This is a genomic window from Ignavibacteriales bacterium, from assembly GCA_026390595.1.
GTDB lineage: Bacteria > Bacteroidota > Ignavibacteria > UBA10030 > UBA10030 > UBA9647.
Genome location: JAPLFQ010000021.1, coordinates 259,517 through 282,607, shown reverse-complemented (window position 1 = coordinate 282,607; position 23,091 = coordinate 259,517). Strand labels below are relative to the sequence as shown.

Genomic DNA, 23,091 nt, shown 5'->3' with positions numbered 1-23,091 from the left:
GTCCGCCTGCGCACTTCGTGTTACGGCGGATCAATAGACGAAACCGACTTGGCACTTGAAACTTCTCCGCCAAAGGCGGATCCGCCTGAGGCGGAAAACTCAAAACTGAACATTCCCATCTCCAAACTCCATGAACGATTTTAACCCAAACAGGAAAGAATACGATCCGCGTATGCATTCCGCGGAGCACATCCTGAATCAGACGATGGTGCGGATGTTCAACTGCGGAAGAGCTTTCAGCGCGCACATCGAAAAGAAGAAATCGAAATGCGATTACAGGTTCGACCGGGATCTTACACAGGAAGAAATTGCGACCGTCGAGAAGAAGGTCAACGAAGTGATAGGCCTGGATCTGCCCATCACGGAGAGTTTTCTTGGTCGAGAGGAAGCGGCGACTCGTTTCATGCTTTCGCGCCTTCCCGAAGATGCAGGAAACACCATACGGGTCATCACGATTGGCGAGTACGATGTGTGCCCGTGCAGCGGGCCGCATGCGTCCACAACGAAAGAGATCGGAAGTTTCAAAATAGGATCGACGGCATTTGAAAACGGAGTGTTGAGAATCCGCTTCAAGCTGCAGGAATAGCAGCTGCTGAGTTTCACATCAATTCAGACCATTGCTCACCTTCACGTATTCTCGCATGCAGCGCATCCTTGTCGGTTGCTTTCTTATGCTGGTGCTCCTCATCTCCGGCGTGCGTTCTGGCATTGCCGGAAGCGGACATCGTGTCTCCGCTCCAGAAATGGTCAAGGCAGCGTTTATTCGCAGCGCGAGCGCCTCGGGGTCTGATTCTCTCAGCCAGGAAAGCTACGAAGGTGCTCTAAAGGGAATGGGATTCACCTACACGGTTCTGGACCCGGGGCATTTCTCGAAGGTGGATCTCGAAGGCACAACCCTGTTGGTGGTTTCCCATGCCTCGGCTCTTGCTATGACTCCCGTTCGCATGAAGGCGGTTATCAACGGCGTGAGAAGGGGGATGCACCTCATCACGGATGGGCCAAGTCCTCTCCTGACTGCGTTGGGGATTCGCCTTGGACCGTCGCAGAGCGTCAGCGCAGTAGTGGATCGCGGGCTCTCCGGTTTTCCACTGCACTGGCCCGACAATCCGTCTGTCCACTCCATCGCCGGATATCCAAAGAAATTGTCCCGAGTCCTCTATGCCGATTCCGTCTCAGGGCGCCCGCTCGGTGTCGCAATCCAACTGGGCAGGGGACGATGCATCGTGCTGTCGCCTCTGTTCGATGAGCTTTCAGGGAAGGGGTATTCCCGATTTCCGACGCTTCCGGATGCAATCGTTGAAGAACTCCGGTGCGCCCCTTCTTTTCGGCGCAACGCGCTGGATGTATACTTCGATGCCGGCTATCGCTTCAACGTGCCGATCGAAACACTTGCCGCAATGTGGCACGAATGGGGGATCCGCGCCGTTCATGCCGCCGCTTGGTACTACCACGACACTCCATCCTACGATTACAAGCGATTGATCGATGCCGCGCACAAAAATGGGATAGTGGTCTACGCGTGGCTGGAGTGGCCGCACGTTGGGCCGGGATTCTGGAAACAGCACCCCGAATGGCGCCAGAAGAATGCCCTCCTGCAGGATGCGAAGCTCGATTTCCTGCATTTGATGGATCTGCAGAATCCCGATTGCCTGACGACGGCGCTGCGAGATCTCTCCAGCCTTCTGAAAGAGGACTGGGACGGTGTGGATATCGCAGAGTTCACGATCACCGGCGCTGGAGGCGAAGCCCTGGCAGGACCGACGCGACCGGACTATTTTGTTCCGTTTACTCCTTCGGCAATCGCAGAATACAAAGTACTCGCAGGCTATGACCCGCTGGAGCTCGAGGATTCGACCTCGCTGAATTTCTGGAAGCGGAATGCGGCCTCGCTCGATCAGTTCTATCGTTACCGCACGGCTGTGAATAACCGTCTTCTGCGGCAGGTAATCGAGTTTGTCTCAAAACTGAAGAGCGATGGAAAACGGGATTGGGAGCTGATTCACACAATCGTCGACAATACGCTTCATCCCGAATTCGACCATCTTCTCGGGTTCGACCAGAAATCGACACTTGCGCTTCTGCGTGAGTACGGCGTGACGCTCAACGTGGAAGATCCTTACATGGAGTGGACGAAGTCACCTGAGAGGTACGCACAACTGAGGAAAACTTTGGTCGCACTCATCCCTGAACGCCCATCGATGATCGATATCAACGTAGTACCGATTCATCCGTTGACTCAGATGACATTCGCGACAGAGCAGGCCACGGGAATAGAACTCCTGCAGCAACTCCAACGGGCCGGCGAACAGAACGGCCGTGTGTGCGTCTACTGTGAATCGTCGGTTTTCAGCCACGACTGGAAACACGTTCCAGCTGCGATGGCGGCTGGCGTGTCCATAACGAGAATCTCATCCGGGTGGGAAATCAACACTCCTCACACTGTGACTTGGAAGACCTCTGCTCAGACAATGGTCTGGCTCGACGGCAGCCTCTGGCCCTGCGGGGATTCGGATGGTGTGATCATTCCGCCTGGAACTCATACTCTGACGGTGAAACCAGGCATCTCCCCATCCCGTGCGGCAGCGTTTCGTCTGCTCTTTTTGTCTGATGAACTTCTCGGCTGCGAAGTATCCGGGGAGAAGATGGATCTCACCTATCGCGCACTTGCCCGATGCATGCTCGTATTCAACAAAGCGCCTGCAACCATCCGGCTTGATGGGATCCCCGTCAAGCTCCCGGTCCTGGCGGGAGAGAAGGGGTATGTCGTCATCGCTCCGTCGGGGGAACATCGCCTTAGTGTATCCAGAAAATAATCATCTCGGATTCTTCAACGAATCATGGCGCCGGAGTGCTCCGGCAAGTACGAACTAAAGGGGAACACGATGAAAAGAATCATGTCAGCGATGTTCGTGGGATTTATGGTCTCGTCCGTCGCGGTGCTTCAAGCCCAACAACCGGTCGCGGCGGCCCCGGATTCGGCAATAATGAGAGCGAAGGACTTCGTCGGTCTCCTCTCGAAAGGGGAATATGCCGCCTGCGTTGGTTTCTTTGACAGCACGATGACCGCGGTGCTGTCCGCGGAGAAACTAAAGGAATCGTGGGACACGGTCCTGGTTCGCGTCGGGCCGTTCAAGAAGCAGCTCCGCGCGTGGTCTCAGAAATACAGGTTGTATGACATCGTGCTTGTGACATGCCTGTTCGAGAAGGACAGCGCCGACGTGCGCGTGGTGCTGAATGAGAAGAAGCAAGTAGCAGGTTTGTTCTATGCGAAACCCGTTCCCCCTATCGAATACAAGGCCCCTGCGTATGTGAACCGTGAGTCATTCCGCGAGGAAGAAGTGCTGGTGGGAAAGGGGAGATGGGCGCTACACGGAACGTTGACGATTCCAAAGAGCCCGAGCCCTTGTCCGGCAGTCGTCCTTGTTCACGGTTCCGGACCCAATGATAGGGACGAGACAATCGGACCAAACAAGCCTTTCCGCGATCTGGCCTGGGGGCTCGCATCAAGGGGAATCGCCGTGCTCCGGTATGAAAAGCGAACGAAGGAACACGGACAGGAACTCGTTGTGCTGAAACAGACATTCACGGTGAAGGAGGAGGCTATTGAGGATGCACTCCTGGCTGTCGAATTGCTGAGGCGGACGAATGGAATTAGCCCAGAGCAGATCCACGTGCTTGGCCACAGCCTTGGCGGAATGTTGGCGCCGAGGATTGGCGTGGGGGATCCCGCACTGGCCGGACTGATCATCCTCGCGGGAGCTTCGAGACCTCTCGAGGATATTATGGTGGAGCAAATTGCCTACCTCGGCTCGTCAGGCGATCTCCCGCCGCAGAAGCAGCTCGAACAATTGAGCAATATCGAGAAAGAGCGGGACAAGGTGAAGAAGCTGACGAAAGCAGACACCTCGTCAGTGGATTCCTACTTCGCGGCTCCAGCCTCGTACTGGATCGATCTGCAGGGTTACGATCCTCCACAGCTCGCCGCTTCACTCAGGATGCCCATGCTCATCCTGCAAGGGGAACGCGACTACCAGGTGACAATGAAAGACTACGAACGTTGGAAGGACGCGTTGCGGGGCAACAAGAATGTGAGCTTCGAATTATACCCAGAGCTGAACCACCTCTTCATCGCTGGAGCAGGGAAGAGCATTCCGGCGGAATATGGGAGGGCGGGACATGTACAGGATGAAGTTGTCGAGGACATTGCACGATGGATAAACGCACCGAAGAAGTGACAGTGACTCAGACGGAAGCATGCGCAGCCCTCCGGTGACGAACGCCGAAACTGTGTCAGCTCCTGAATGTGCCCAATCGTTGTATTGATGCGTTGGTCCGATGCGATCTCCGAGGTGTATTGAAGTTGACAATAGAACCATCGGTGAGTCGGTTGTCTTGTTTCTTGGCCCGTTCCTGACCAAGTTTCAGAATCGTTGTGCATGAGTGCGAATTCGTATTCATCTGGCCCGGTGATTCGATGACCAGATCTCCCAACGGATCGGTCTCCGGATAATCGTCCCTCCTTGCAATTCAACCTTCGCTTTTGTACCATCGATATGACGAAATGGCTGTGATTCTGCGTGTTTTTGGAACACCGCCAGTTCGGATTTCCCCTCAGCCGCAGCAGTTTCCGCACTTGAAAAAGGAATATCGTATGTCCCGAAGACCGTCTGCCCTGCTTATGGTGTTCGCTCTTTTGCTTGTCGTCTCCGGTTGTGCCCTTCTCCGACCTCCAAAGGAAGAAACAAAGCTGCCCGAGATGCCTCGCGCAGAACGCGAGTTTCGCGGCGTCTGGGTGGCGACAGTCGCAAACATCGACTGGCCGAGCAAACCGGGACTGACGAGTGAGGATCAGCAGCGGGAGGCGATAGCAATCCTTGATTCAGTCGCTGCGCTTCGACTCAACGCGATCATTCTCCAGGTGCGGCCGCAGTGTGATGCACTGTATGACAGCGTGCTTGAGCCCTGGTCGTACTATCTTACCGGTACGCAGGGAAAACCTCCCGAGCCATTCTATGATCCGCTCGCGTTCTGGGTTGCAGAAGCTCACAGGCGGGGAATCGAGTTGCACGCGTGGTTCAATCCTTATCGTGCCCACCATCCGCAGGGAGGGGAGGTCACCGGGAGTTCTATCGTGAAGACCCGACCTGGGCTGGCGAAGGACGTCGGGGGCGGAATGTACTGGCTCAATCCGACGAAGAAGGAGGTGCAGAATCACTCCTTTAATGTCGTCATGGATGTCCTCCGCAGATATGATATCGACGGCGTGCACTTTGACGATTACTTCTATCCTTATGGCGACGGCAATTTTCCGGATGATGACACATGGACGGAGTACAGGAATTCCGGAGGTTCTCTCTCGCGTGAGGATTGGCGCAGGGACGCGGTCAATGTCTTCATCGAGCGAATGTATGATGGAATCAAGAAAGAGAAGCCGCACGTGAAGTTTGGGATCAGTCCGTTCGGAATCGGCCGCCCGGGAAATCCTCCGTCAATCGCAGGGTTTGATCAGTACGCTGTCCTCTACGCTGATGCCGAACTCTGGCTGAAGAAGGGGTGGATCGACTACTGGACCCCGCAGCTGTACTGGCCCATCAACCAGATTCCGCAGAGCTTTCCTGTTCTTCTTGGCTGGTGGTCGAAGATGAACACTATGGGCCGCAATCTCTGGCCCGGCATGATCATCGGAAGAATGACAGATGAAAAGGGGGCGGATGAAATCATCAATCAGATCATGATCGAACGCGGATTCGTCAACGACGCTCCGGGCCATATTCACTTCAGCATGAAGGCCTTCCTGAAAGACAGCAGCGCGCTGAACGCAGGGTTGAAATCCGGTCCATATCAAAAACCGGCTCTTGTGCCCCCTTCGCGGTGGCTCGACAATACAGCGCCTGCATCCCCCCGTGCGTCGGTCGAGATTGCCAACGATTCGACACTTGTAGTTACCTGGTCTCATGAGAACGCGCGGGACGTTTTCCGGTATGTTGTTTATTATCAGTATGAGAAAAACTGGGAATACACCATTCTGAATGCTCAGGATCGCATGGTTGGTATTCCGTTCTCCCGAACGGTCAAGGAGCGTGCGCGCGGACGCCAGCGCACAGAAACTGCACAGCCGAAAGTGGAATACGTCACCCGGGTGGCGGTGACGGCTGTCGATCGCCTCGGAAACGAGAGCATGCCTTCGGCGCAAAACATGATTCGTTCTTCGGCTCCCGCAGTACAATGAGCTTCCAGGTTTTCCTGGGTGCTGCTGAGAACACAACGAGACGGTGAGGGGTGGACACTTGAAAGCGGCTCATCTGCGTTTTCTCATGATCGCTTTGGCGATCGCGGCGTGCTCGAGGGAGCCGGTCGACCCGGACCTTCAGCGGGCAGCGAGTTCCGTTGAACAGGTGGTAGCGCCGTTTCAAGCCCCGCGGTCGTCGTTCTTTGTGTTGTTTCCCAACGGTACTCCCAGGCAGTTCGTGAGCTGGTTCTTCTCCCCGATGGGTGCTTCGGAATGGGCTCCTGAGGACAGCTCGAATGAATTCAATCCGGATGAGATCGATGCGCTGCACCAGATGGGATTGGAAACGAGACCGGCGGGCGTGGCTCTTCGGCACACCCAACCTGATCTGAAAATACAGAAGCAGATTGTCGTGAAATGGGACGACGTAGAAGGCACGGTAGTTCTTGAAGGATACCTGGATCCAAATCTGCCGCCTGCATACACAAGATCATTCAAGCTGCCCAAGGACGTGGTGCCTGATCAAATGGCCCGCCTGTCCACCGAATCGAACCTCCAGATGGGGATGCGGTCCCAATCCTTCTGAGACGTCGTCTCTGATGTCTAAGCATGGGGCTGTGGCAATTCGATGGGAGCGTACGGGAAACCCGAAGAGCGAAAAACGGAGTATTGTCTTTCAATTCGAAATGAAGTTGCATTGCATCTATTGACCATTTCTACTCGGAGGACACACCATGCATCCCTTCCCTCTGCTCGTCCGGCGGTTCAGTGTGTTTGTCATGCTCATGGTTCTCGGATGGAGCACCATCGCTGCACAATCGAAGCTTCCGACTCCTTCCCAGTTCCTTGGGTTCGAGGTTGGTGCTGATCGCCAGCTCGCTGACTACAAGCAAATCGTCTCTTACTTCAACGAACTCGCGAAAGGTTCGAGGAAGATCGAGGTCGAGGTCCTCGGCCCGACGACGCTGGGCAATGACCTCGTCATGGCCGTGATCTCGTCGGAAGAGAATCTCAAGAACAAGTCAAAGCATCAGGAGATCGCCAGGAAGCTCGCTGACCCGCGAGGGCTTACGCAGAAAGAGATCCAGGATCTCGTCAATCAGGGGAAGTCAATCGTCCTCGTGACCTGCAATATCCATTCAACGGAAATCGGGTCCACGCAGATGGTCCTCGAGTGGGCGCACTCGTTGGTGACAGCGCAGGACCCGGAGACGATTCGACGTCTTGAGAATGTCATTCTTCTCATCATTCCTTCTCTGAATCCTGATGGCCAGTTGATGGAGGTCGAATGGTATCGGAAGTACGTGGGCACGAAGTACGAAGGAGGCAGGTCGCCGTTTCTCTATCATCCGTACGTCGGGCACGATGACAATCGTGATTGGTACATGCTTACCCAGAAGGAGACTAAGGCGGTAACGAAGGCCGTGTATCACGAATGGTATCCTCAGGTGTGGCTGGATGAGCATCAGATGGGTTCCACAGGTCCGCGTATCTTCACTCCCCCGTTCGCGAATCCCGTTGCCGAGAATGTACATCCGCTCGTCTGGCGCATGGTGGACCATATAGGGACAATGATGTCGTGGCGGTTGGAGGAAAGGAAGAAGACAGGAGTCATCTACGGTGCGATGTACGACACGTATTGGCCCGGTGCGACAGACCAGACTGGTTTTTGGAAGAACATCGTGGGGCTCCTGACAGAAGTTGCGTCGACACGGATGGGAACGCCTGTGGAAGTCACTCCCAACGAGCTCAGTGGAGGAACGAAGGGCCTGGTCGAATACAAGCAGCAGGCGAATTTCCCCAACCCGTGGCCCGGGGGCATCTGGCGTCTGCGCGACATCATGGATTACGAGCGCATCGCATCGGATGCGTTGCTGGAAACCTGCACGAATCATCGCGAGGACATCCTGAGCGGTGTTGCGATGATGGCCCTGGATGCGGTCAACCTCGGGTCACCCGGGGAATACTTCCGCATCGCGGCTGAACAGCGCGACCCGGCATCCGCCGCCCACCTGGCTTTCGTGATGAAAGAGGGGGGAGTCGAGGTGCTCTATGCAGCAACAGAGAGGGCGTACTACATCCCGACGGCTCAACCGTACGGGCGGTTTGTAAAAGAAATGCTCGGTCTTCAGCGCTATCCAAAAGTAAAACTCGTGGCGGGACCGAATATCGTTCAACCCTATGATATGACTGCCTGGTCTCTCCCGTTGATGATGGGCGTAAACGTGGAGAAAGTCACGCTTCTAAAAGAGAAACAGAGCACTCTCCGGGGGCTGAAAGAATCCGATTGGCCGACGGGGAATGTGAAAGAGGCGGGCGCCTCAAGGTTCATTGTTTCGCACGAATCGAACGGCGCGACGAAACTGATCAACAATGCATTGCAACAGAAAGGTACGGTGAATCTCACCGGGGAGGCATACAGTGCAGGGGGGAAGGAGTTTCCCCGCGGCTCCGTAGTAGTCGAGAACATCAAGGGCATCGACGCCCTCGCGAAACAATACTCGCTCGATCTCGTCGGGTTGACTGAAAAACCGAATCTGAAGATGGAGAAGGTGGGCGAGTTCAGACTCGGCATGTACAAGCCATGGGTTGCGTCGATGGACGAGGGATGGACTCGCTGGGTGCTCGAACAGTATGAGTTTCCGCTGAAGAGCATCACCACAAAGGACATCAAGGAACGGAAGCTGGGGAGCGACTATGATGTGATCATCATTCCCGATGTTTCGAAGGAAGTCATGATCGAGGGAAAACGGAAGCCCGAGGAAGGCGACATGAAATACTTTGTCGATTTTCCCCCTGAGTTTTCCGGCGGAATTGGAAAAGAGGGAGTAAAGAACCTGAAGGATTTCGTGGAGCAGGGTGGAACGCTTATCGCAATGGCGTCGGCGTGCGACTTTGTCACAGACGAATTCAACGTCCCGGTGGTCAACGTGCTGTCGAGGACGAAAAGCGAAGAATTCAATTGCCCCGGATCGTTGCTGAGAATGTATATCGATGCAAGCCATCCCGTCGGCTATGGGATGCCGGCAGAGGTCCCCGGATTTGTGAACCAGCGGATTGCTTTCCAGACGACTCCTCCGGCTCCCGAGACGAAACGATGGGTGCTGGCGTGGTATCCCAATGAATCCGAGGATATCCTGATGTCCGGGTGGATGCTGGGGGCTGAGAAGCTTCAGCGCAGAGCGGCGGCGGTTGCCCTGACGTACGGTAAGGGGAAGATCGTCCTCCTGGGATTCCGCGTTCAGCAGCGTGCACAGACCGAAGTCACCTTCAAATTGCTTTTCAACGCGATTCATTGGGGAGCAACAAAATGACGTTGCGTCGTCAGTGCGAGTGTCAACGAGAGTACCAAATAAGAAAGGTGCATTGAAATGAAAACCGAGAACTCTGATCTGATGACAGCAGGCGCACTCGCGAAACACATGGGCTTGTCTGATGCAAAAGTGAAGAAGGCGATTGCGGAGTTGAAGATCAAGCCCGCAGCAAAAAAGGGAGTGTGCAACTTGTACGGGAAAGATGTTATACCGAAGATCAAGTCCGTCTTGAAGTAGCTGGAAGCGTCGCAGTGGGCATGAAAGGGGGGCAGGATGGGGCACGGTCTTCTGTGGGCTGTTGTGATGTGCCTTTTCGCCGGCGGTGTCCGGGCAGGGGCTCAAATGCAAGTGGACAGCCTTGCATTGAGATCATCTCTTCAAGCTGTCAGCACGAACACCATCCGGGTCTTCAGTCAGCAGAACATGCGAAACCTCCCGTTGCGCGGAATCTTGCCGATCGTGGGCCTGAGTAACGGCATCAACCGATACGCAGACGGTTGGCATGTCAGAGGTGGCCGGGCGAATGAAATCAGATTCTTTCTGGATGGATTCGACATCACGAACCCGGCAACACTGGGAATGCACGTTCCTCTCATCCAGGAAATGGTGGAAGAAGCGAGGCTCGAACCCGGCGGATTCGGTGTCGAACGCGGACCAGCGAATTCTGCATTACTCTCTGTCGCAACGCGAACAGGAGACAGCCGCCTCAGGGCTTCCCTTGATGTCCAGACTGATGATTTTGCGAAGCCGGGCAAGACGTTTTTGGGTACCACCGCCTTTGGATATCGTAACATTGTCGGGACTCTAAGCGGGCCTCTCCTGACGCCGGCAATCAGGATCTTCCTCGCCGGTGAGCACAATTACATCAGGGACAGGCAGATCATTTTCTTGGAACCGTTCAAGATTGACGGTCTCGTAGACGAGGGAGTGTACAGTTCTTCATTGCGGGGAGTCCCGTTGCCTGGTCCGATCGAAATACTGAGAAATCATGTCCCAAACAACTGGCGGGAGCAAAACCAGGTAAGTGGGACATTGTTGGTCGACCTGAAAGATATCGCTTCTCTTCCAATGGTGATGAAATTTGCGGCGGGATATTCGCATTCGCGCCAACCCGAAGGAAGCTCATGGGGTGACTCGTTCACGAACGGCCTTCTCCGCAATTACTACCGCGGAAGCCATTTGATGATGTCCGAGTTGTCAACGTGGTTCATTACCGGCAAGCTGACCCACACGTTGTCCCCTTCAACGCGCTATGAACTTGGCATATCGTACCAGTTTTCGAAGAGCCGGACATATGATCCTTCGTTTGGTGACGATTGGGCATCGTATCCCGACAGTCTCGAGTGGGAGGCAAAGGGATTCAGCACGGCCTTATGGCGCAGTAGGTACTCAGGCCCGCCTGAATGGGGAACGAGGATGATGTATTTCCGGGCGGAGAACTGGCCGAACGACCGGTACTCAAAAGGGGAGAACGGCGCGTTGGGAATTACGCTTGATCTCTCCAGCTCAGTAAGCAAGGACATCGAGGTAAGGATCGGTGGTCACCTGTCTTCATGGACTCACCGTTTGTTCGACCTCCAATATATCAGCTACTATCTTACCGGACCGGTCTACTCAGCCCAATACCGCCCTCCTGCAAACGAGTACGAGCGCCGTTTGCTCTACCTCGCATCTCTGGTGGGTGGAAACTACGGATATGATTATCTCGGACGCAAAACAGATGGATATACGCTCGACGGCGCCCCGGCAGGAGCAGTTCTGGATCCTCCTTACAAGTCGCTCAATGGAGGAGCCTATCTGCAAGTGTCGTATGTGTCGGGTGGAGTGGCATTCGACATCGGTGGTCGCTATGAGTTCTTTGACGAGGGTCTGAAATACATTGAGCCCGTGCCAAACCCGTTGACGGGCCAGCCGGATTACAGGAACATCTGGATCAATCAACGTCTGAATATCATCGACGAGAGCAAGATCGAGAACACAAGACCCGTCGGACTCCTGCTTCCACGACTCGGATTCTCCGTTGCGGCCTCCGAGAATACAACGTTCTACGCTCACTACGGCGAGTATGCACAGTTCCCCCGTCTGGATCTGTTCTACCAGGGGTCTGCCGGGTTCAGCGCTGGGCTGAGTCCGAACTCCAGAAGTCCATATGCCGGAAAGTTTGGCTTCTTCGTCCAGCCCGAGCGGACGATGAACATTGATTGCGGAATATCGCAGCGGCTTACAGACAACATGGTTCTTACTACTGCCGTCTATTACAAAGAGCTGAAGCAACAGATCCAGATAAGTCGGTACTATGATTCCATGGGAGAAGGAGTATTTACCGCGTTCATGAATCGGGATTATGGATCAACAAAAGGGTTGGAGTTCACGCTTGAAGTCGCCCGCACACGAAGAGTCTCTGCCAGAGCAAACTATACGCTGGCCAACTCAACCATGACCGAATGGTCCCCCACATCCGGTTCCGTAACTGTTTCCGATGTGAATGCGCGCTATCCAAAAAGTACGTACCTTCCCCCGTTCAATTTCGCCCATACCGCGACGGTGAACCTCGACTATCGGATTGAGAAAGGTGAGATAGGTGGGGTTTTTGAAGGTGTGGGATTGAACGTGCTCCTCTCATTCAATGGCGGCCACGCGTACACCCGCATCGAGGCCATGACGACGCAAGGGTCCGCCTCAGTCTGGAGTGCAGGGGTTCGCCCCCTCGTCGATGCCCGGATGAGTAAACCTCAGGAAGCGCCAGGCTCGTCGACGACTCCGATGATGTGCAATGTTGATCTCCGGTGCAGCAAGCTCTTGTTCCTTGATCCGATCACCCTCGAGTTCTACGTAAACGTTCTGAATCTGTTCAACACGAAGAACGTGATCAACGTGTATCCGATGACTGGGCGTGCAGATGAGGACGGATGGTTGGGCTCCGAGCCCTCAAGATACTATGAGTCTCGGATCCCGGATTATCGCAATATTTATGATGCATTCGGAAACGGCAATCGGTACTACGTCATTGGCACGGGCGTAGGCGACACATACGGCGAACCAAGACAGATCCGCGTCGGATTCCGCCTTGAATATTAGTTGCACATTGCAGTCGCTTATTCACCACTCACTATTCACCCCGCCAAGAAGATGGCGGGCAGGCAATTAACCAGAGGTTTTCTCAATCCCAATGGTTCTTGTTGCAGTGACAGGTCCGGTAGGATCAGGGAAGACGACAGTGCTCTCGTCTCTTTCGGCGTGGGCAAAGGAACAAAGGAAGTCTGTTGACGGCTTTCTCGCCCTGCCGTACGATCGCGTTGAAGCGGGCATGGGAGCAGAGGAGTACGTTCTTCAGCTCATCTCGTCGGGAAAACAGCTTCCGTTCGTCCGCCGGGACACTTCATTGACGCCGCCGTATCGAATTGACCCGGGAACAGTGAAGGAACTGTCTGCGTGGGCGGATTCGCTCAAAGCGAGGCATCCTCTGTCGCTTCTTATCCTCGATGAGTTCGGACCGCTGGAAGCGCGGGGGGACGGGCACATGAAGTACTGGGAATCGATTCAGAGCTCGAAGCCGGAAGTGGTCGTCATCGCTGTGAGAGAAAAAGTTGTTCGGGAAATCGAAAACCGGTTGGGGTCCCCTTTCGATGTCGTATTCGATGTCACCGTACCGGGTGTGCCGGAGCAGCTTCAGAACCTGGTATTGCATCATTCGGATTGGGTCCGGGTTGGACAGTTCGGAGCGGCAGCCGGAGGATTCGAGGCCACGGTTGGCTCCGCGTTGCATCAGGCAAAGATCCCGATGAGCGGGCTTTTCTTGTCGGTGGTGCAATCGTTGGTGATGATGTATGCGGGAGACCGGCTCGCGAACAGGGGCCGGGTGATGTGGGTACCTGTGATCTCCGCAGGTTTGAAAGCGCTCTCGCCGTACGGCGGGCGTCTGCGCCCGATGCTTGCCATCACTGTGCAGGGATTTCTCTTCAGTTTCGTATCCACGATATTGGGATGGAACGTGGTCGGGATCTTCGTTGGAGGATGGTTCGTTGGGGCGTGGGCGGCGCTGCAGGGATTGGTCCTTCAGTATCTGATGATTGGAGACAACCTCCTGCCTGCTCTCGATGTGATGATCCGCTGGACCGCGGAGTATCTGCATCTTCAGCTTCCCGGAATCGTCTCGCTTATCGCTCTGTGGACGGTTGTCTGCGGCACATTGTCTGCTCTCGCTACGCTGTTTGCGTGGCTGCGCCGTCATCGCCTGCCAGCCCGCATCAGGACGATGTTGGACAAAGGCGCGAGAGGTATCACGGGTGATGTCGGAACTCCAACACTGAAGGCAGCCGTTCGAAAGGGATTACGTGACCTTATACGGCCGCTGTTCTGGGCGCCCGTAGTTTTCGTCGGAATCATCATTGTCGTGAACGGTTCAACATGGGAGCAAGCCATGTGGGTTGTTCTTCGGGCTGTCACCGTCGGCTGGGTTTTGTTCTCGCTCGCGAGACTATTTGATCCCCGCAAGCTCGTTGCCTGGCTGAGACGCAAGGGTCACTGGGGTCCGGCGATGGCTCTCAGCAGGGCTCTCCGTCCTCAGCCGGAGTCAACCGATGAGAAGCCTGGCAAGAAGTCTGATTGAAACGGATGCTGTATAGACAATTCAGGGAGTGAAACGTGAATATCAACGTCGGCAAGAACATCAGGATGAGCGAGTTTATCGATTCCAGGGACAAGCGATGTCTTATAATGGACATGACGCGTTCCTCATCTGTGGGCGCGGGTTCTGGAATGGAGGATATTTCCGAGGCCTTGAGACGATGCAATATCTCTTTCGACGGTGTGATCCTGAATCCCGGACAGCTCGAGCACCATGCCGCTCTGCTCGGAGGAAAGATGCGGGCTGCGCCCCTCGTGCGTATCGATTGGACAAACGCATACCGCGACAAGGATTTCTGTCTCCCCGCCTCGACGGCCACGCGAGTTGCCATATCGGACGGTGAGGACGCACTCAAGCTTGGTGCCTCTGCGGTCGTGGCCACATTCCTCCTCGGCTTTGGAGAGGACCTGGAGGCGGAGAACATCAGATCAATTTCACTATTGGCGCGTGAGTGTTACCGGCTGTCTCTCCCTCTCGTGGTGGACATACGGCCGACCGGCGACAAGATCTCCGCAGTCAACTACATGGGTGCCATCAAGCTCGGGACCTCCTTCATGATGGAAGCAGGAGCAGACGCGCTCATTCTGCCGGAGTGCGATGCTGAGACGGTCGCGTTGATCGGTACGTGGGCAACAATCCCGGTGATGCTGCGACTCGACGAGCTCCCTGACTCCGGGAAAACGGATGCGCTCTTCGCTGCAGGAATTTCTGGCGTCGTGCTCACGGAAAAAATCCTCGAGCCGGCAGCAATCGGGGACGAATTCTCTGAACTCAGACAATTGATCCATCGCTGAAAGAATACTCATGACAGTGTCACCTGGTAAAACTGTTCGCCTGAACAGGCTCTTCAATCCGAAAGACGGCAGGGCGGTATGTGTGGCTGCAGACCATGGCTGGATGTCCGATCCGACGCCGAATGTTCTCGAACTCCGAAAGATCCTGGGTCAGGTTGTGCTCGGCGGAGCTGATGGTATCCTTGTGAGTTACGGAACCGCGCTTCGCATGAGCGAGTTCTTCGAGGGGAAGAACGCTCCCGCGCTGCTGATTCGTGCTGACTGGATGAACATGCCACGCTTGGGAGGATCCAACCTGAGCAATATCCTCCCTGCAGTGAATTTCAAGAAGATGGCAACATCGTGTGCCAGGGACGCCCTGCTCGTCGGCGCTTCCGCAATCACGATCTACTACTTCATCGGTTATAGTGACGAATTCGAAGCAGTCAATATCGAGCAGGCTGCTTTCTTCGCGAAGGAATGCCGCAAGGTCGGCCTCCCGTTGATCATTGAACCGATGGCGGTGGGAGCACCGGTTACCGGAGTGAATGTGACGGAGATTCTCATCGCCTCTGCACGGATTGCCGCCGAAATCGGCGCTGATGCTCTGAAGATTCCATATACCAATGATGTGAAGAGCTTCAAGAAACTCGTTGATGAAGCGGGCGTCCCGGTACTCGTGCTTGGTGGGGCCAAGTCGGACGACCCGCGTGACGCGTTGGAACTTGCCGACGAGGCACTGCGTGCCGGCGCCAGCGGCACCGTTTTCGGGAGAAACGTGACGAAGGCGAAAGATCCGAGGAAGATGGTGGAGGATATCTGCGCTCTGGTTCACGAAGGAAAGAGCGTAGATGAAATTCTCGGCACTGAATCCGGCAAGCAAGGAAGGCTCAGACCCATCGCCGTCAATTGCACCGGTTGTCAGCTCTGTGAGATTGCTTGTGTCCATTTCCACTCGACAGAATTCGACCAGAGCAGCCACCGGCTGAGAATTGAGTACAAATTCCGTCCCAACGAGCCCCGTATTTCGAAACCAATTGTTTGTCCGCTTTGTGAGAAATGTGTGGAAGCCTGCAAAGAAGGGGCGCTCACAGTCGGCTCGGGAGGGTATCTCGTCCTCGACCGGTCTCGGTGCACTTCGTGCGGGGATTGTGTGACCGCCTGCCCGCTCGATCTGGTCATGCTCGATCGCCAGGGGATTCCCTTGTTCTGCGACATGTGTGATGGCGATCCTCAATGCATCCAGTGGTGCACACCGCGGGCGATAGTGCTGACCCAACCAAAAGGAACAAGAGCATGAGTCTTAAGAACAGGGGATATGCCGACAATGTGCTGCGAGTCAATTTGACGAAACGGAGTTGTACGACGGAACGCATTGACCCGCATATCGCAAAACTGCTGCTGGGCGGCAAAGGGATCGGAGCATACTATCTGTACAAAGAGTCCGTGCCTCACGCCGATCCACTTTCTCCCGAGAATCCCTTCATCTTCGTGGTTGGACCGCTCACAGGCACCAGCGCACCAACTTCGGGGAGGTTCGGCGTCGTGACAAAGAGCCCGGCGACGCACACCTTCCTCGACTCGTATTGCGGAGGATTCTTCGGTCAAACGATGAAGTTCGCAGGCTATGACGCGATCATCATCGAAGGCGCTGCGAGCGAACCCGTCACGCTTGTCATCGACAATGACCACGTCCATCTTGAAGACGCGAAGGACTTGTGGGGAACAACGACAGCCGAAGCGGCCAAGCGTCTCAAGGCGAAGCACGGTGAAGGATTCCAAACCGTTGTGATCGGTCCGGCGGGCGAACGGCTGGTGCCAATCTCCGGGATTTTCAATGACGAGCGGACTGCCGGCAGAGGCGGAGCAGGGGCTGTTCTTGGCTCGAAAAAGCTCAAGGGAATTGCCCTCAGAGGCACAGGGTCCGTGCAAGTCTTCAATCCGGCGGAGTTTGACGAAGCCACGTGGGTTGCTTACCGGATGCTTCGTATGTCGAACCAAATCAAACGGATGAACGAGGACGGCACGGCCAACATCCTGGGTCTCGTGAACGCGGCGGGCGCATTGCCGACACGCAATTTCCAGGAAGGTCAGTTCGAACACAGCAATGAAATGACCGGGGAGGCGTGGCGCAAAGAATACTGGACCCGCTCCATCGGGTGCTATGGCTGTCCGATTTATTGTTCAAAGATCGCCTACGCGAAAACACGCGACATCGCAATCGATGGACCCGACTTCGAAACGATTTGGGCGATGGGGGTGAATTGCGGCATCACGGACAAGGAAGCTGTTATCTATTCCAATTTCTTGTGCGATCTGTACGGGATCGATACCATCAGCGTCGGCAACATCGTAGGGTTTGTGATGGAGATGTATCAAAGGAACATGATTTCCTCGACAGACCTCGATGGGGTCAAAGCCGAGTGGGGGAGCGGCGATGCGCTTGTTGCTTTGACAGAGAAGATCGCAAAAGGCGAGGGGGTCGGACTGCTGCTGCAGAACGGTGTCCGCGAAATCAGCAAGCACTATCCCGGCAGTGAAGACTTCGCGATGCAAGTGAAGGGACTGGAGTTGCCGGCCTACCATCCGAATGCGGCGCAAGGGATCGGATTGAGCTACGCAGTGTCTGACCGTGGTGGCTGTCATCTCCGCGGCTCGCCGCTGGCGGAGATCCTTGGCGGGGCAGACCCGTTGGCGACGGAAGGGAAAGCGGAGCTCTTCAAGACAAACCAATTCGATACGTCAATCATTGACGCGTTGATTCTCTGTTACTTTGTGAAATTCGGCATCACGCTGAAAGAGATTCTCCAAATGGTCAACCCATGCACCGGGTTCGAATACAAGAGCCCGCGTGACCTTGAACATGTGGGCGAACGGATGACCGTGCTTGCACGGCTCTTCAGCACGAGGGAAGGCTTCACGTCCAGGGAGGATACACTGCCGAAACGGGCGCTCGCCGAGCCAATGACGTCCGGACCGGCAAAGGGGCATGTCCTGGAGCTGGGCAAGCTCAGAAGTGAGTACTACGGCCTCATGGGATGGACTGAAAACGGTATCCCGACTGAAAAACGGTTGGTTGAGCTCGGACTGAAGGAAATCGCCGAGGGCTGAGAGCGCCGAGGACTGGTGCAGTAATGAATCCCTGCTGAATTGAAACGGCAGGGATTCCTTTTTCTATGCTGCGGGCGCACAAGACAAACGTACTTGACTCAATGGCGAGTATTTGTTAATTTCAGATCAATTAGTCTGAATTAAGAAGCTTGGATTGGCGAGATATCACGCGATTCCAGAAACAAGGCAATTTACACACAACCAATGTTGAGGTGAATCATGAAAAAGCTGTGGATACTCTTTTGGTCCGTTATTGCGTTCGGATTTGCCGTTCTGGGATGGGCCGGATGGCGGATATACCAGGAGAAGCCCCCCTTGCCGGCGGCCGTAGTCACGACCGATGGGAGAGTGATCATATCCGAGGGGGAGGTCTCAGATGGACAAAATGTATGGCAGGCAATGGGAGGAATGGAACTGGGTTCAGTGTGGGGGCATGGCAGCTATGTGGCACCGGACTGGACGGCCGACTGGCTCCATCGCGAGTGTATCTTCATTCTGAACTCCTGGTCGAACGAAAAGTACGGAAAGGAATACACTGCACTTGATGGAGAGAATCAATCAATGCTGCAAAGTCGCTTGCAGGAATTGATGAGGACGAACACGTACGATGCTTCCACCGGCAAGATCACCATTGAACCTGTTCGAGCGAGGGCCATTGAAGCGAACACGCGGCACTTCTCCCAGGTCTTCTCTGAGGGGAATGATCACTATGCAATTCCGCAGGGAGCGGTCAGCGATCCGGCGAAACTGAGGCAGATCTCGGCTTTCTTTTTTTGGACGTCGTGGGCTGCTTCAACGAACCGTCCGGGAGACGATATCACTTATACGAGCAACTGGCCGCATGAGGAACTCGTCAACAATCGGCCCACACCTGATGCAGTCGTTTGGACTGGTGTGAGCATCATCCTGCTGCTTGCAGGAATCGGCGGCATGGTGTGGTATCACGCTTCGCGACCTGCGGCGCCGGCGCCGGATTCGTTACCCGCTTCCGATCCGTTGTTCGGCACACGACCGACTCCATCGCAACGTGCAACCCTGAAGTACTTTTGGACTGTCTCCGCCCTCATCCTAGTACAAATCGGCATGGGGGTTGTGACGGCTCACTATGGCGTTGAAGGGGGAGGGTTTTATGGTATTCCGTTGAGCAAATGGATTCCTTATGTCTTGTCGAGAACATGGCATGTGCAACTGGGTATCTTCTGGATCGCGACGGCGTGGCTCGCAGCCGGGCTGTATATTGTCCCTGTCGTCTGCGGAAACGAGCCGAACCGACAGAAACTCGGCGTCGATGTTCTGTTCGGGGCTCTTCTTCTGGTAGTCGTCGGCTCATTCGTCGGCGAAGCGCTCAGCATCCACAACAAGTTGTCGGGTGACTGGTGGTTCTACCTCGGGCATCAGGGGTACGAGTATGTCGATCTTGGAAGAGTGTGGCAGATCGCACTGTCCGGAGGGCTTGCATTCTGGGTCTTCCTTGTCGCCCGCGGAATCGTTCCCGCGATCAGGCGAGGCGATGAGCACAAATCGATCCTCATGTTGTTCCTCATTGCGACGGTCGCCATCGGCGGTTTCTACTTTGCCGGGCTGATGTGGGGACAGCGCACAAACCTGAGCATCGTGGAATATTGGCGCTGGTGGGTGGTCCACCTCTGGGTGGAAGGGTTCTTTGAAGTCTTCGCGACGGTGGTGATCATTTTCATGTTTACGCGATTGAAGTTGATTCGTCCTGCGACCGGAAGTGCGGCCGTCCTCCTCTCGTCCGCGATCTATCTCGCCGGCGGCATCATCGGGACGCTCCACCATCTGTACTTCTCAGGAACGCCGACAGCCGTGCTGGCGCTTGGCGCTGTCTTTAGCGCGCTGGAGGTCGTCCCGCTCGTGCTTGCCGGATTTGAGGCCTGGGAGAACGTCAGACTTTCCCGGTCTGCGGAATGGGTCAGCAGGTACAAATGGCCTGTCTATTTCTTTATCTCCGTGGCGTTCTGGAACATGGTCGGAGCCGGACTGTTCGGCTTCATGATCAATCCGCCGATCGCTCTGTATTATATGCAAGGGCTCAATACGACACCGTTGCATGGACACGCCGCGCTCTTTGGAGTCTATGGAATGCTTGGGATAGGACTCATGCTTTTCTGTCTGAGAATCCTCTGGGTTCAGGACGAATGGAAAGAGAAGATGCTTGGATTCTCCTTCTGGTCGTTGAACGTCGGCCTGATGGCGATGGTTGTCATAAGCCTTCTCCCGGTAGGGTTACTCCAGACGTGGGCATCTGTGAAATACGGTTACTGGTACGCACGGAGCGCCGAATTTCTGGCCACGCCGGTCGTGCAGTCATTCAAGTGGTCGAGAGTCTTTGGTGACACGATCTTTGCGATCGGCTCACTTGCGCTGGTCCTGTTTGTGGTGGGATTGGTGACGGGGCATTCGTTGAAGAAGAAGTGAGGTGGTGCATATCGGGCCATCGATTCATCGGACCATCTGTTGATCGTTAGATGCTAAGATGGTGAGATGAGCCGATGTTCAGATTTCCTGGCGGCTCATTCGTGCTCAACCAACGAGCGCCACGTTTCTTTCTCCAGGAAACTCCCTGGAACATTCTCCTCCAGTTCGAGAAACATCTTGTACGGTACTGCGAAGGTCAGGACGTCATGGCCGAGCGTCGCGGCTGTATGCGCCCTAGCCGCGGTATCCGTCAGTCCGATGACCGCTCGGGGCACCTCGCTGCTCCACTTCGTGATACGCGAGGATTCCGATGCTCTGGCAGCCCGCTCCCGCCCGCACGACGACATTGTCGAGCGTCCCACGCCCGTAGTTTGCGAGCGAGACGAGAGTTGGTATCTGATCCGCGTTCGCGATGAAGATTACGACGATCGGAGTTCCCTTCACAGTGTCCACATTGCTCAGGGGTTTGAAAACCACATATCGGGACGGGATGTCTACCATCGGCAGTGATGCCACAAACCTCTTTGCCAGTTCCGGAGACTTCACATATCCTTCTCCGTGAAGAAATCGCTCAACCGCGAGTTTCCGCCCGGTCTTTCGAATTTCGTCGGCTATCGCCCCCGCGTTTTCCTTTCCTTTATTTCCCGCCGAAAAAAATCCATAGAAACAATCGATCCCCCCGCGCCAGTTGAGGTAGAGGTTCCCGAAGCCGATGCCCACCCCTCCGCCGAGGCAACCGTAGCTTTGTCTGTCGAATGCGACGGTCTTGCCGAGTGCAGCCTGTGCAAACATCTCCATCACGCAGCCCCATTTTTCATGGTGGAATTGCAGGGCATCTTCGGGTTCTGCTTCTGCCCAAAGGAGTGCAACAGGATCATGCCTGAGATTGAGGGCCGCAGCGGTGACTGATTCCATGGGTTCCTCGTGTGGATTTTCGTGCTATGAACGGATGGAATATACCTCGCTGAATCGATACAGGTAAGGATCTGAGCGGGCAGGACGGGCTTTTGCTGTGGCGAAAATTGGGAACTTCAAGGCGCCGTGTCCGTGGCCGCGAGTGCGTTGTTCTCAGGAATTTGCTATCTTTGAACTGCGCCTCGTTCTTCGACTCATGGTTTGATACGTCTTGATACGCTCCTCGGCGCTGTCATAGCGGTACGGGATCGCGTCAAGTGGTTTTTGCTTCGCTGAACAATCCTCCACAGGTCCGCCATGGAAAAACCAGCCATTTCCATTCTTGCCGTTGATGACGAAGAGAGTCTTCTTCATCTCCTGAAGCACGTGTTGGAACGGCAAGGCTACTATGTTGATACTGCCGCCGATGGCAGGACGGCAATCACGATGTTGCAGACGCTTCCGTTCGATCTCGTATTCCTCGATGTCATGATGCCCGATGTCGGCGGTGTGGAAGTGCTGAAGTTCATCAAGAACCAGCACCTGGATACCGAAGTCATCATGCTCACGGCTGTACATGACGTGAAGACCGCTGTGGAATGTATGAGCCTGGGTGCATATTATTATGTCACGAAACCGTATACGCCGGCCGACCTTGTGGGGTTGGTGGAACGGGCGTTGGAGAGGAAACGACTGGTTGTCCAAAATAAGGCGTTTCGGCGCCAGATCGCGTACCGTGCTCTCCCCTCAAGCATGATCAGCGAGAACAAAGCGCTTCTCGGGATGCTGGACGTGGCGATGCGCTCCGCTCCGACGGAATCACCGGTGCTCATCCAGGGAGCGACAGGCACAGGGAAAGAAGTTGTGGCGAATTTCATACACGCGAACAGCCTGCGGAAAGAAATGCCTTTCCTGGTGCTGAGTTGCTCTTCCATTCCGGAGAAACTCCTGGAGAGCGAACTCTTCGGCCACGAGAAAGGAGCCCTGCAGAATGGCGCGGGTTCCAGACAAGGATTGCTGGAGATCGCTGACGGCGGCACTCTCTTTCTGGATGAAATCGGGGAATTGCCGGCGAAATTCCAGCCGAAACTGCTCACATTCCTTCAGACCGGGGAGTTCCGGAGAATTGGAGGGAGCAAGACGCTGAAATCGCATGTACGGATTATTTCAGCATCGACTAAGGATCTGGAGCGCGAGGTCCGGGCCCGGAAGTTCAGTTCTGATCTTCTGGGGCAACTGAATGTCATCACACTTCGGCTCCCCGCATTGAAGGACCGGAAAGACGACATCCCGTTGCTCGTCGATCAATTCCTCGTCGATCACGCCGGATCCAAGCAGCCCAAGAAACTCGACGAGCATGCTCTCGAGACCCTGATGAACTACGACTGGCCCGGGAATGTGCGGGAGCTGGAGAATGTTATTCGCCGGGCCGCTGTGGTTTCTGAAGAAAATACCATCGGAGCCAATCACCTTGCGCTCATCCGCCATTCTCGTGCGGTCCGCAAGTCTACCGTTGGTGCTTCGACCGGGGGAGTTCGTGTCGGCATCAAGATGTCGTTGGCGAAGCTCGAGAAGGCCCATGTCAAAGGCATCCTGAAGTCGGTTGCCTGGAACGAGCGGCGCGCTTCCAGGATCCTGGGCATCAGTGCAAAAATGTTATCAAGCAAAATGAAACTCTACAAACTTAGCAAGCCGAGGTGAAAC

General features: G+C 55.1%; 15 protein-coding genes. 14 read left to right on the top strand and 1 reads right to left on the bottom strand.

Going from position 1 to position 23,091, the window contains the following annotated elements; genetic code table 11:
• The first annotated feature begins 130 nt into the window (after positions 1–130).
• The 13 genes from NTU47_11230 to NTU47_11170 all read left to right on the top strand — a co-directional run bounded on the left by NTU47_11230 (position 131) and on the right by NTU47_11170 (position 20,493).
• The gene (locus tag NTU47_11230; GenBank protein MCX6134375.1) at positions 131–586 is read left to right on the top strand and encodes a hypothetical protein; all 456 of its coding nucleotides are present in this window, start codon (positions 131–133) and stop codon (positions 584–586) included.
• Between the two features lie 55 nt (positions 587–641).
• Complete coding sequence (locus NTU47_11225; protein ID MCX6134374.1) at positions 642–2,813, top strand: hypothetical protein; 2,172 nt, start codon at positions 642–644, stop codon at positions 2,811–2,813.
• Between the two features lie 69 nt (positions 2,814–2,882).
• Positions 2,883–4,235 carry an alpha/beta fold hydrolase gene (locus tag NTU47_11220; GenBank protein ID MCX6134373.1) on the top strand — a complete coding sequence of 451 codons (1,353 nt, stop codon included), beginning with the start codon at positions 2,883–2,885 and terminating at the stop codon, positions 4,233–4,235.
• Between the two features lie 416 nt (positions 4,236–4,651).
• Positions 4,652–6,229: a family 10 glycosylhydrolase gene (locus tag NTU47_11215; protein MCX6134372.1), complete on the top strand. Its 1,578-nt coding sequence runs from the start codon at positions 4,652–4,654 to the stop codon at positions 6,227–6,229.
• 58 nt (positions 6,230–6,287) lie between these two features.
• The gene (locus NTU47_11210; protein MCX6134371.1) at positions 6,288–6,815 is read left to right on the top strand and encodes a hypothetical protein; all 528 of its coding nucleotides are present in this window, start codon (positions 6,288–6,290) and stop codon (positions 6,813–6,815) included.
• Between the two features lie 148 nt (positions 6,816–6,963).
• Positions 6,964–9,543 carry a M14 family metallopeptidase gene (locus NTU47_11205; protein ID MCX6134370.1) on the top strand — a complete coding sequence of 860 codons (2,580 nt, stop codon included), beginning with the start codon at positions 6,964–6,966 and terminating at the stop codon, positions 9,541–9,543.
• A 57-nt stretch (positions 9,544–9,600) separates the two neighbouring features.
• Positions 9,601–9,780: a hypothetical protein gene (locus NTU47_11200; GenBank protein ID MCX6134369.1), complete on the top strand. Its 180-nt coding sequence runs from the start codon at positions 9,601–9,603 to the stop codon at positions 9,778–9,780.
• A gap of 36 nt (positions 9,781–9,816) precedes the next feature.
• Positions 9,817–12,621 (top strand): TonB-dependent receptor, encoded by a 2,805-nt coding sequence (locus NTU47_11195; protein MCX6134368.1) that lies wholly within the window; start codon positions 9,817–9,819, stop codon positions 12,619–12,621.
• Between the two features lie 91 nt (positions 12,622–12,712).
• Positions 12,713–14,152 (top strand): hypothetical protein, encoded by a 1,440-nt coding sequence (locus NTU47_11190; protein ID MCX6134367.1) that lies wholly within the window; start codon positions 12,713–12,715, stop codon positions 14,150–14,152.
• 35 nt (positions 14,153–14,187) lie between these two features.
• Positions 14,188–14,964, top strand: coding sequence for a hypothetical protein (locus NTU47_11185; protein ID MCX6134366.1), 777 nt, complete (start codon positions 14,188–14,190; stop codon positions 14,962–14,964).
• Between the two features lie 10 nt (positions 14,965–14,974).
• The gene (locus NTU47_11180) at positions 14,975–16,243 is read left to right on the top strand and encodes a 4Fe-4S binding protein (protein ID MCX6134365.1); all 1,269 of its coding nucleotides are present in this window, start codon (positions 14,975–14,977) and stop codon (positions 16,241–16,243) included.
• Positions 16,240–18,054, top strand: coding sequence for an aldehyde ferredoxin oxidoreductase family protein (locus tag NTU47_11175; GenBank protein MCX6134364.1), 1,815 nt, complete (start codon positions 16,240–16,242; stop codon positions 18,052–18,054). Before NTU47_11180 ends, NTU47_11175 begins: the two co-directional genes overlap by 4 nt.
• 219 nt (positions 18,055–18,273) lie before the next feature.
• Positions 18,274–20,493 (top strand): nitric-oxide reductase large subunit, encoded by a 2,220-nt coding sequence (locus NTU47_11170; GenBank protein ID MCX6134363.1) that lies wholly within the window; start codon positions 18,274–18,276, stop codon positions 20,491–20,493.
• Between the two features lie 234 nt (positions 20,494–20,727).
• Here NTU47_11170 and NTU47_11165 read toward each other — a convergent pair whose 3' ends face one another.
• A complete protein-coding gene (locus NTU47_11165) occupies positions 20,728–21,408 on the bottom strand; it encodes a DUF169 domain-containing protein (protein MCX6134362.1) in 681 nt (226 codons plus the stop codon).
• Positions 21,409–21,705: 297 nt separating this feature from the next.
• On the opposite strand from NTU47_11165, the gene NTU47_11160 reads away from it, so the two are divergent.
• A complete protein-coding gene (locus NTU47_11160; protein ID MCX6134361.1) occupies positions 21,706–23,088 on the top strand; it encodes a sigma-54 dependent transcriptional regulator in 1,383 nt (460 codons plus the stop codon).
• Positions 23,089–23,091: the final 3 nt, after the last annotated feature.